The sequence below is a fragment of the Mesobacillus sp. genome (assembly GCF_047739415.1).
Lineage (GTDB): Bacteria > Bacillota > Bacilli > Bacillales > Cytobacillaceae > Mesobacillus.
This window is the reverse complement of record NZ_JBIQOE010000115.1, coordinates 1-12,246: the sequence shown is the minus strand read 5'-3', so window position 1 is coordinate 12,246 and position 12,246 is coordinate 1. Positions and strand designations below refer to the sequence as shown.

General features: G+C 41.4%; 7 protein-coding genes. 1 reads left to right on the top strand and 6 read right to left on the bottom strand.

Features of this window, described 5'->3' with window-relative positions:
• Window positions 1-408 precede the first annotated feature (408 nt).
• From ACH0QE_RS09370 to parE, 5 genes are all read right to left on the bottom strand, one after another.
• Complete coding sequence (locus ACH0QE_RS09370; RefSeq protein ID WP_415800436.1) at window positions 409-900, bottom strand: staygreen family protein; 492 nt, start codon at window positions 898-900, stop codon at window positions 409-411.
• 81 nt (window positions 901-981) lie between these two features.
• Window positions 982-1,740 carry a hypothetical protein gene (locus ACH0QE_RS09365; RefSeq protein WP_415800435.1) on the bottom strand — a complete coding sequence of 253 codons (759 nt, stop codon included), beginning with the start codon at window positions 1,738-1,740 and terminating at the stop codon, window positions 982-984.
• A 90-nt stretch (window positions 1,741-1,830) separates the two neighbouring features.
• Window positions 1,831-3,258 carry an alanine/glycine:cation symporter family protein gene (locus ACH0QE_RS09360; protein WP_415800434.1) on the bottom strand — a complete coding sequence of 476 codons (1,428 nt, stop codon included), beginning with the start codon at window positions 3,256-3,258 and terminating at the stop codon, window positions 1,831-1,833.
• Window positions 3,259-3,509: 251 nt separating this feature from the next.
• Window positions 3,510-5,954, bottom strand: coding sequence for a DNA topoisomerase IV subunit A (gene parC / locus ACH0QE_RS09355; protein WP_415800433.1), 2,445 nt, complete (start codon window positions 5,952-5,954; stop codon window positions 3,510-3,512).
• Window positions 5,951-7,930, bottom strand: coding sequence for a DNA topoisomerase IV subunit B (gene parE / locus ACH0QE_RS09350; protein ID WP_415800432.1), 1,980 nt, complete (start codon window positions 7,928-7,930; stop codon window positions 5,951-5,953). Before parE ends, parC begins: the two co-directional genes overlap by 4 nt.
• A 438-nt stretch (window positions 7,931-8,368) precedes the next feature.
• Here parE and ACH0QE_RS09345 point away from each other — a divergent pair, with 438 nt between their 5' ends.
• Window positions 8,369-9,763, top strand: a complete 1,395-nt coding sequence (locus ACH0QE_RS09345) for a S8 family peptidase (protein WP_415800431.1) — start codon at window positions 8,369-8,371, stop codon at window positions 9,761-9,763.
• 54 nt (window positions 9,764-9,817) lie between these two features.
• On the opposite strand, the gene helD is transcribed toward ACH0QE_RS09345, so the two are convergent.
• Window positions 9,818-12,145 carry an RNA polymerase recycling motor HelD gene (helD, locus tag ACH0QE_RS09340; protein ID WP_415800430.1) on the bottom strand — a complete coding sequence of 776 codons (2,328 nt, stop codon included), beginning with the start codon at window positions 12,143-12,145 and terminating at the stop codon, window positions 9,818-9,820.
• Window positions 12,146-12,246: the final 101 nt, after the last annotated feature.

Here is a 12,246-nt window from a genome sequence, read left to right as displayed (position 1 = left end):
GTTATACATTATGGGGGACGTCTTTTCCTTTCTCCAGAATAAATGTCGAAATGTTTCGAATTATATACGGACATTATAATCGACTAATTCTGGACAGGCAATACCGTCAACTTTCGGAAATTTAATGATGTCAAAAACAATACTTGTTAAATTCAAACTGTTTTTAGTTAGTTCTATTTACTTTGCTATGAAAAAATTCATTTTATCAATCATCAATCTGGCTGCTGGATCATTTGAGGAAACCTTACTGGACACTTTTAACAATTCTTTTATTTCTTAATTACCAGTTATTCATTACATTGTTTTTAATCTTCCCATATACCCTTTCAAATCATTTTTTGTTTACATAATTATATTATGTATTACTTTCAAGGATTGCTGTCAACTAATCATTAAAAAAGCACAGGTTCAAGCCTGTGCTTCTGGGGTTCTCTCCTTATTCACTTTGTTAAGATACGTTCTTGGCGTACCGTAGTAAGCTACCTGATTAAATTCTGGGTAAATAGATGAAAATTGTACGTAAATTGGTGCATCGAGCAGCCAAGGATAATATGTGAAGAAGTTTTTATCTCCATAAACCATCGCAGTCAGCGCTAAATCCAGCTCTTTTTTGAAAATCATATATCGGATCCTCGACATATTAAGGTCATATTCCCCGTTACTGATATACACCTTAGCATACAGCAAGTATTCACCATTGATGGTGATCCAGTCTGCCAATACTTCATCCCGCATTTCATAGTTGATTGCCTGGTAATCATAGACATTTCCGACTGCTAGAAATAGCTCCCCAGTAAGATCGGAATGTGTTAAAGTGTACTTCCTCCTGTCTATTGGCACAAAAGCAGTTACTGGAGGAATAAAGTTAACGCTCAATCGTTCTGGCTTGAATTTGCTCACGGCAGAAGGCTCCTTCCCGCTAAAAGAATCCTTTTCCGATAGCATATGCCACTGAGCAGCAATCCGTGACAATCGCCTATATTATTGAGATTTCAGGCTTTTGACCTCCGCGTTTATTAATTGCCATTTCCCGTTTTCAAATAACCATGTCGATTCAATATTCGCAATTCCATCCGCATTATATGCACCATTTATTCGCTGGCTGCCTTTTAAACCATAAAGGTCTTTTTTGACTTTTATCGGCTTTAATGTGCCAAAAGGAAGAATCATTAACTCTGTTGGTTCATTCAACTTTCCATCTTGATATAAACCCAAGCGTTCGTAATCCTCTTTCCTGTCGCTTAGATCAAAACTGTATGATTGTCCTGTTTCCTGAATACTGATGGAAGCTTTGTACCCATCCTCAAATTGACTACTGACGGCAAGAGGTTCTGGTACAGTCAGATTGGTAACTTGGAAATCCTTTAAACTATATAAATAAAAATTCGCCAGACCTCCACTTCCTCCGGTAGGAACACTGATAAATAAGTCCTTTACGGAATCGTGATTCAAATCTTTATAACTAGTAGTGGGATCGTATCCACTATCTAGATCAATTTTATATATTTCTCCATTTGATGCCCTGACATTTATGAAAATCTTTTTGAGAAACTGTGCACCTTCTTCAAAAGGCACTCCTTTTACATAAATCAAATCCTTTTTTCCATCACCCGTTACATCAACTTTTTCTTCAGAAATCGTCACCGTTTTTTCATTAGATTCCCCTGCATATACGCCGGTAAGGGCGGTTAACGACATAAAGAAGAACGCGCTGAACGTAATTAATAGCTCCTTTTTCATAATACATCACCCCGTTATACTTAACATCTCCAAATATGGTAAAAAAATGCACAAAAACCCCTCTGATTTGATCAGAGGGGTTAATGATGATTATTTATTCTTAGATACTCCGTGTTTCCGGTATTCCCAGGATTCAACTCCCGTTAAACCTTCGATAGAATCAGCATAAAACACAGGATCTTTTCCTTCTTTTCGCTGTTCTCTATAATCCTTTAACGCCGCCATTGCTATTTTTGCAAGCAAGGTAATGGCTACAAGGTTGATTAATGCCATTATTCCCATGAAAAGGTCTGCCAGATTCCAGACAATGGCTAATTCGGCAACTGAACCGAACAAAACCATTCCCATAACAGCAAGACGATAAATAAATAAAGCTGTAGCACTTTCCTTGATGAAACCAATATTCGTTTCTCCATAATAGTAATTCCCGATAATCGAGGTGAAGGCAAAAAGGAAAATAGCTCCGCCGACGAATGCTGGTGCCCATGAGCCGACATGCGCTGTCAGCGCTGCCTGCGTTAACTGTATACCATCTAAATCAGTATTCGTATATTCGCCTGACATAATGATAATGAATGCTGTTGCCGTACAAATCAACAAAGTATCCGTAAATACTCCTAATGTTTGGATTAAGCCTTGCTTTACTGGATGGGTGACTGCAGCAGTGGCCGCTGCATTTGGCGCACTACCCATACCAGCCTCGTTAGAAAATAGGCCTCTCTTGATTCCCATCATGACCGCTGCACCCATTCCACCGCCAACTACTTCCTGTAAGCCAAAAGCATTCTTAATAATAAGTGAGAACATAGACGGAATTTCACTGAAATTCATGATCACAATGAATAATGCCAGAATTAAATATAACACCGCCATTATTGGCACAATTATTTGTGATACAAAAGCAATCCTTTTGATGCCGCCAAAAATGACTGCGGCAGTCATTACAGTTAAAATAATTCCCATCCAAAAGCGATCGAATCCAAATGCCTGGTCAAAAGCAAGGGAAATGGTGTTAGATTGAACAGAACTGAAAACGAGGCCGAATGTAAAAACAATAATGACAGCGAATAAAATTCCCAGCCACCTTTTATTTAATCCGCGTTCCATATAGTAAGCTGGTCCGCCACGGAATTCATCCTTATCCTTGACCTTATAAATTTGAGCAAGCGTGCTCTCAATGAAGCTGGATGCTGCGCCTATGAGCGCAATGACCCACATCCAAAAGACAGCTCCCGGACCTCCGGCTGAGATAGCTGTCGCTACTCCGGCAAGATTACCTGTCCCAACCCTTGAAGCTAAGCTGACCGTAAATGCTTGAAATGAAGACCTGCCCCTTTTCCCTTCGGAAGAAACGGTGGCTGGGTCCTTTAACACCCTGATCATTTCAGGAAAGAATTTGAATTGAACAAACCTGGTTCTGAACGTAAAATATGTACCCAGTACAACTAGAACAGCAATTAAGATATAGCTCCACATATAGTTGTTTAATTCCGATATGATGTTGTTGAAAATCTCCATATAAAACTCCTTTTTTAGTTTTTGACAAGGCTAGTCTTACTGTGAATATTACTTTTCTTTTAACACCTATCTTCAAAAACAAAGATATTTTAATATAGTTTTTAATGTACCAAAATTGCAATCGCTTTACAATGGTACTTCACTCCCATTATCAGCTTTGTTCAGACAGAGAGGAAGCTATCTATGTAATACCCTGATTATGGTAAAAAAACAAAAAACACAGCAATTTTACTGTGTTTTTTGTTGAAGCTCTAGCTATTGTGAGTTTTATCATGTTCATTCTCACTTTTCCAAATGGCTGTAAGTTTCCCGGTTTCACTTTCATCTACTAGGAAGGATCCATTTGTATACCGATCGCTGAACCTTAATTCTGAAGCTTTCACAGATACAATCTGCTGTTTTTCTGCCTGGAAGAATACTTCATCTTCTCCTTGCACAGCCTCCACACCAATTACACGGTGAGGATTTGCTTTTAGTTCACGCAGCATCACAACACCGCGTTTCGCGCGAGAAGTCCTCTCGAATTCAGACAGCTTCATTTTCTTAACGGCACCACGCTGTGTAGCAATGACAATGGAATGGCTATGGTTGTTGTCAATAATCTTCCCGCCAACAACATAATCCCCATCCTTCAGGTTCATACCCTTAACGCCAGCTGCCCTAATTCCAATCGGACTGATTTCTTCTTCGCTGAACCATAGACCATAGCCGAGATTTGATGCAAGGAACAAATCTTTCTCCCCATTGGTTACATGTATGTCGATGACTCTGTCGTCACCCTTGACATTGATTGCGGTTAGCGGTTTGGAGTAACGCTGAGCTTTATAAAGGTTTAATTCGGATTTTTTTACCATACCATTCTTTGTCACAAATAAGAAGAATAAATTTTGGGAGAAATCCGTGACTGGAACAGCTTTGATGATTACTTCATCCCGGTCTAACGGCACCAGATTTGCTACATGCTGACCAAGGTCTTTCCAGCGAATATCAGGAAGTTCATGGACAGGCAAGTATAAGTAGCTGCCTTTATTCGTGAACAATAGCAAGACATCGGTTGTATTCATATTCAACTGTGATAACAGTCTATCCGTATCCTTCATCGCGAAATCCTGACCATTGGATGCAGCATAAGATCTTTGGCTTGTCCGTTTCACATACCCATCCTTAGTGACAGTTACAATGACATCTTCACTTGCGATAAGAACTTCAAGGTTAATCTTGATTTCCTCAATCTCTTCCTCGATTTTTGTCCGACGTTCATCCGAGAAACGCTTTTTAACATCCTTCAGTTCCTTTTTGATGACGGATGATAGCTTCTTCTCACTCCCCAGAATGGCGGTAAGCTCCTCTACCTTCTTGGCAAGCTCCTCCGCCTCAGCTTGAAGGGCAGTAATATCAGTATTTGTCAGACGATATAGCTGTAAGGATACTATCGCTTCAGCCTGAACTTCGGTGAAGTCGAATTTCTTGATCAAGTTATCCTTGGCGTCACGCTTATCTTTGGAAGCACGAATCGCTGCGATTACCTGGTCAAGTATCGATAAAGCTTTAATGAGTCCTTCAACGATATGTTGGCGGTCCCGCGCTTTTTGGAGGTCATATTGAGTACGCTTAGTTACAACGTCTTTCTGGTGGTCAATATAAGCATCCAGCATCTCGGCAAGTCCCATCAATACAGGTCTTTTCTTGTTGATGGCAACCATATTGAAGTTATAGGTAATCTGCAGATCACTGTTTTTATACAGGTAATTCAATACGCCATTAGCGTCTGCTTCCTTTTTCAGTTCGATCACGACACGAAGCCCGGTGCGGTCGGTCTCATCACGCACTTCCGAAATGCCTTCCACTTTACGATCCAAGCGGAATTCATCTATCCGCTTAACCAGGTTAGCTTTATTGATTTCATAAGGGATCTCGGTGATGACAATCTGCTGCTTTCCGCCGCGGATGTCTTCAATTTCAGCTTTTCCGCGAACGATAATCTTTCCTTTACCGGTTTTATATGCTTTAGTGATACCCTCGATACCCTGGATGATTCCGCCTGTTGGAAAATCCGGTCCTTTTATGACTTTCATCAGATCTTCCACCGTGCATGCAGGGTTGTCCATCCTCATGATGACCCCATCAATCACTTCCGATAAATTATGCGGAGGAATATCAGTCGCATAACCTGCTGATATTCCGGTAGAACCATTTACAAGCAAATTAGGGAACATTGCAGGAAGCACTGTAGGCTCACTTGAGGTGTCATCGAAATTTGGAATGAACTCGACGGTTCTCTTCTCGATATCCCTTAACAGTTCTCCGGCGATAGCCGATAATCTTGCTTCTGTATAACGCATCGCTGCTGGCGGATCACCGTCAATGCTTCCGTTATTCCCATGCATTTCGACAAGGTAATTCCGCACTTTCCAATCCTGGCTCATACGGACCATTGCTTCATATACAGAAGAATCACCGTGCGGGTGATAGTTACCAATTACGTTTCCGACTGTCTTGGCTGATTTCCTGAAGCCCTTTTCATTTGTATTGCCTTCCACGTGCATAGCATACAATATCCTGCGTTGAACAGGCTTAAGCCCGTCTCTGGCATCTGGAAGTGCACGTTCCTGGATAATATATTTACTATAGCGGCCGAAACGATCGCCCAGTACGTCTTCTAAAGGGAGGTCACGAAATTTTTCAACTGAACTCATTCGTCAGCAACCTCCTCTGCAACTGATATATTTTCATTTTCAAGGATATTTCCATCTTCCTCAAGGCCGAACGCTACATTGGATTCTATCCACTTCCTCCGTGGTTCAACCTTATCTCCCATAAGGGTCGTTACTCTTCGCTCCGCTCTTGCTGCATCGTCAATACGCACTCGAATCAAAGTCCTGGTTTCGGGATCCATCGTCGTTTCCCAAAGCTGGTCGGCATTCATTTCTCCGAGTCCTTTATAACGCTGGATTATATAGCCTTTACCGACTTTCTTCATCGCGTCCTTCAACTCTTCGTCGCTCCAGGCATATTCGATGATTTCTTTTTTGCCCGTTCCTTTGCTGACCTTATATAACGGCGGCAGGGCAATGAATACCTTACCGGCTTCGATCAGCGGCTTCATATATCGGTAAAAGAATGTCAATAAAAGCACCTGGATATGGGCACCGTCAGTATCGGCATCCGTCATGATGACAATTTTGTCATAGTTGATGTCTTCTACGTTGAAGTCAGAGCCAACTCCGGCACCAATCGCATGGATGATCGTATTAATTTCTTCATTTTTGAAAATGTCCTGCAGCTTGGCTTTTTCCGTGTTGATCACTTTACCGCGCAATGGGAGCACAGCCTGGAATTTCCTGTCTCTGCCCTGCTTGGCAGAACCACCAGCAGAATCACCCTCTACCAGGTAAAGTTCATTTTTTGCAGGATTCTTGGATTGCGCTGGAGTCAGTTTGCCGGATAGTATTGCATCTGATCTCTTTCTCTTCTTCCCGCTTCTTGCATCCTCGCGTGCTTTCCGGGCCGCTTCACGTGCTTGGTAAGCCTTGATGGACTTGCGAATCAGCAATGTACTGATATCTGGATTTTCCTCAAGGAAATAAGAAAGGTGCTCTGAAACGACTGAGTCGACGGCAGATCTTGCTTCACTAGTCCCCAGCTTTCCCTTTGTCTGGCCTTCAAACTGAAGCAGCTCTTCAGGAATGCGCACAGAGATGATACCTGCCAGACCCTCTCGGATGTCAGCGCCATCGAGGTTCTTATCCTTCTCCTTAAGCAAGCCAACCTTGCGGGCATATTCATTAAATACACGGGTCATCGCTGTTTTGGAACCCGCTTCATGTGTACCGCCATCTTTCGTGCGGACATTGTTGACGAATGACAGCACATTCTCTGAGTAGCCATCGTTAAATTGAAATGCAAACTCAACTTCTATTTGGCTGTATTCACCTTCAAAGCTGACAACTGGATGCATCACATCTTTTTCTTCGTTCAAATATTCAACGAAAGCCTGGATTCCAGTCTCAAAATGAAAAACATCCTTAACATCATTGCGCTCATCGATTAACTCTATTTTCAATCCTTTTAACAAAAAGGCAGACTCTCTAAGACGTTCCGAGAGGGTATCATAGTTATATGTTAGTGTAGAGAAAATTTCAGGGTCTGGTTTAAAGTGGATTGTCGTACCTGATTGATTAGTTTTTCCGATTTTTTCTAGCGTCGTCACTGGTTTCCCGCCATTTTCAAAACGTTGTTCATAAACGAAGCCATCACGTTTGATGGTTACAACCAGCCATTCTGATAATGCGTTTACAACGGAAGCACCTACACCATGAAGGCCACCGCTTGTTTTATATCCGCCCTGCCCAAACTTTCCGCCTGCATGCAAAACGGTAAGGATAACCTCAGGTGTCGGTTTGCCAAGCTTATGCATCCCGGTAGGCATACCTCTCCCTTTATCCTGGACGCTGATGGAATTATCTTTATGGATTTTGACGATGATTTGATTACCGTAGCCGCCTAGTGCTTCGTCTACCGAGTTATCAACGATTTCATATACGAGGTGATGAAGTCCCCGTGTATCCGTGCTGCCGATATACATACCTGGCCTTTTGCGAACCGCTTCAAGGCCTTCAAGTACCTGTATGGCATCATCATTATAATCAAAAGCTTGCTGATTTCTTGCCACGAACATACCCCTTTCATTTCTTGCAAACAACATTGACGGTTTTTATGTATAGTGTCAATGATTTCGTTAAGTATTCGTCTTTTCTGATTTAAAAGATTACGAACAACGTATCCTTTTATCAGTATCAGAACAATTGTTCTCTTAGTTATTTTACCATAAGAATGGCGTCTATGCTTAATTGTAGCGATTAATTGGGATTTGGCAAACGGATTTTAAGAATTAATTGGAATTTTGTCATAAAAATTCGGTTATTTGGAGACTTATGTGAAGGTTTCATGTCATTTCTTATACTATTTTCGGATGATTCAAATCATTTTTTAGAAAAATCATCTTATCCGCCTCTTTTACCATCATCTAAACTCCCAGCGATTTCCGCCGTTAATATTCTAAGTTGTACTGCAACATAAGAACAAATACATTTATGGAGGACTTTTATTTATGAGAAGAACGAAGGTAATTTTTCTTGGTTCGGCATTAATCCTTCTTCTTGCCCTTACTGCCGGTGGAGTATTCAGGAATGATGCTGATCAAAAAGAGCCTGGGGCCAGGACCCATTCCTCAGGACAACAAGTTATGATGGCACGGTCTATGGCAAAGGTGAATAACGTGAAGATGGGTGAGAAGATCAAGAATCAACTCGATACACAAGAAGAAGTCACTCTAATCTTTCATAACAAGAAGGATACAAGCCACTATTATGATCATGAAGCAACAGTTGATTTTGTAAAAGAACCAAGCGTGGAGGAAATAGACGAAATTACACGAGATATTAAAGGCTGGGTCATCAAGCATCTAAACTCAATTTATATTTTCAGGTCAACAGTGATGGAAACGCCCGAAATGATTGAGTATTTTAATCAGAGAAAAAACATCGAGTATTCAGAGCCTAATTTTATCTTAATGCAAAATGAGGTGAACGGACCTAATGACTTGCTTTACCAGGAGAATTATCAATGGAATTTGCCAGTCATAGGTACGGAACAAGGATGGATGGTAACCCGTGGAAATGAAGAAATTGAAATAGCGATTGTTGATACTGGTGTTGATTTGGACCATCCCGATCTAAGGAACCGGCTTGTGAAAGGCTATAATGTCATCGATGATAAAGCTGAACCTGATGATGATAATGGGCATGGTACCCATGTAGCCGGAATTATTGCTTCGGAAACAGATAATAATGAGGGTGTTGCAGGCATGACATGGTTCAGTAAAATCATGCCAGTAAAAGCGATGGGGGCAAAGGGCTATGGAACAACTTTCGATATTGCAAAAGGGATTGTCTGGGCTGTTGACCACGGTGCAGATGTCATCAATTTAAGTCTTGGCAATTACCAGCCTTCAAAGGTTTTGGAAGAAGCAGTCCGTTATGCCTATAAGAAAAATGTTGTCATGGTCTCTGCTGCCGGCAATGATGGTTCAGATCAGCCGACCTACCCTTCCGCATACCCAGAAGTATTGAGTGTGGCAGCCGTCGATTATAATGGGAACAGAGCTAGCTTTTCTAACTACGGAGATTATATTGATATTGCTGCGCCAGGTGTTTATATACCTAGCACTTATTTTAATGAGCAATACGCTGCCCTTTCCGGTACATCGATGGCCGCTCCACATGTTGCTGGCCTTGCGGCTTTAATCAAATCAGCCAATCCTGACTTAAAAAGTTCGCAAGTCATCAGGATCATAGAGAATTCCGCGATTGATCTTGGGGAGCAAGGAAAAGATATTAATTATGGTAATGGCTTAATTGATGTCAATTCAGCACTGCAGGAAGCGACTAAAAAACAACCCAACATCAGCAATCAAGAGAAGTCTCTGTTTGATTGGCTCAAATAAACGCTTATTCCTTAAAACAACAAGCCGCCATTAATATTTGGCGGCTTGTTTCTATCAGACCACATCATATAGTTGTTCATCAACATCTTCCAGCAGCGGACTAAGATCTCCCTCGGAAAGGATATACAACTCATGCATTGCCCTTGTACACGCTGTGTATAACAATTTCCTTTCTTCCATTCTTGTGTAGGATGATGAATCGTATATGATCACCGCGTCGAATTCAATGCCTTTTGCCAGGTATGTCGGTACGACATTCACACCATTTTCAAATGTCATTGTGCCTTTTTCGATCAATCTGGCATCATGCACTTTCTTGACTCCTTCGAAAGCAACTTTGCTTTCTTTTGCCGTTTTGCAAATAACTGCGATGTTTTTATGTCCTGATGTCTGCAGCTCGGTGATAAGGTCATTTGTCTTCAGAATATGGTCGCTGCCTTCACTGCTCGTGATGATAACCGGCTTTGGTCCCGTACGATTGAAAGGCTCGATCATATCTCCTCCCTCGATCAGTTGGCGGGTAAATTCAACAATTTGCTTCGTTGACCGGTATGTTTTGGTAAGCCTGTATAGTTCCTTCTCTCCAAATTCAAGAGCTGATTCTGCAAGAATTGTGGGAGCGCCTGTTGGCCCTGAGTAAATCGCCTGGTTTATATCGCCAAGCAAAGTCATCTTGCTGTACGGGAACAGCATTTTGATATACGCAAATTGGAAAGGAGTGTAGTCCTGGGATTCATCAATGAAAACATGGCGAATCGATGTATTCGATTTCCTGCCTTCAATTAAATCCTGGAGGTATAGAAAAGGAGTTGCATCCTCATATGCTATATACCTATTTTCCAAATTACTGATTGACTGTTTACATGTAGCGGCCCAATTTTTAGGCATGGTTTCGATTTTGAGATGACCCTCTTTAAAGAAATCCATATATATGGCTCTGATATTTATGAACTTTAATCTTTTTACCGCATTGAACATTGGCTTAAAACGCCTCTTTACTACCAATTCCGATAGCCACTGCTGCTCCCGGTCATAATCATGGAACGTATCATGTGCCCCACCCTGTTTTTTCTGGCTTTGCTTAAATGACTCAAGATAATCTTCCTTTTCAAGGAATTGAATTTCCTTCTCTACCCATTCCTGTGACATTTCCGCTTTTGCTTTTTTCTTAAGTTCCTTTAACAGCCATTCTTTAACAAACTGAATTCTATTTGGAATTGAAATACTGTTATCAAGTGAATCATAGTATGCCGCAATGTCTTTCTTGGAGACAATTGCCCGTTTATTTAAACCTAAGCTCTTAAAAACAAGAGTCTCCCTGGCTAATTTCTCAGCGTATTGATCCAATAATTTTTTAAACTCCAAACCTGCCTTAAAACGTATGCTTTCAATTCTGTCAAAATATGCTTCATTTTTTTCTGCTTCTAGCAGGAATTCCATTTGTTCAAAAGGGTCCTCCAGTTCATACTCAGCGCCAAAACGTGTTGAAAGATACTCCTGGAATGTTGCCTGCTGCATATTTTCCTCTCCTAGCTCCGGCAAAACCGTAGCAACATAGCTATTGAAGAGTGGATTGGGTGAAAATAACATGATATTTTCCGATGTGATGATATTCCTGTACTTGTAAAGTAAATAAGCGACGCGCTGCATGGCAGCTGAAGTTTTGCCGCTTCCTGCCACACCCTGGACGACAACAAGGCTGCTTGAGTCGTTGCGGATGATTTGGTTCTGTTCCTTCTGAATCGTTGCCACAATGGTTTTCATCTGTGTATCAGCATTGTTGCCCAGGACTTCCTGAAGCATTTCGTCACCAATCGTAACACCGGTTTCAAACATTGCTTTGATTTTGGCACCCTTAATGACAAACTGGCGTTTTAGCTCCATCAATCCTTCGATAGTATCTGTTTCTGTTTTATATTCAGCCGGACCGGGTGAGTAGTCGTAATACAGACCGGAAATTGGCGCTCTCCAGTCATAGATCAGGAAGTTTTCTTCTTGTTCATCCATTAAAGTCGCAATACCTAAGTAAATTCTCTCGGCCTCATTTTCACCATCTTCTTTAAAGTCGACTCGCCCGAAATAAGGAGAAAACCTGAGGCGGGATAATGTCTGAAGCTGTTTGACCATTTGGGATTGAGTCCGTTCACGCTCGGATAAAAGCGCGGCCTGTTGCTTGATACTCGTGAAGGTTTCCGCTACATCATCCGCTTCGTCAAAGTTGACCGTAACATCCTCCCAAAAGGTTTTTCTGAGTTGAAGAGCATCTGAGCCGACATCACTTGAACTTTCATTCCATTTCGCTGCTTTTTTATCGATTTCCTCAATGATGGAATCGACACGTTTTTGTTCCATTTCTAAATCTTTAAGCTGCTTTTCTTCCATGAAAAATCACTCCCAAACTCCATGCTCTTTTACTTGACTGCTATTATCTTTTGTGTTAATGTTATAATAGAATTACTGTGTGTATGAACACTGGATAAACA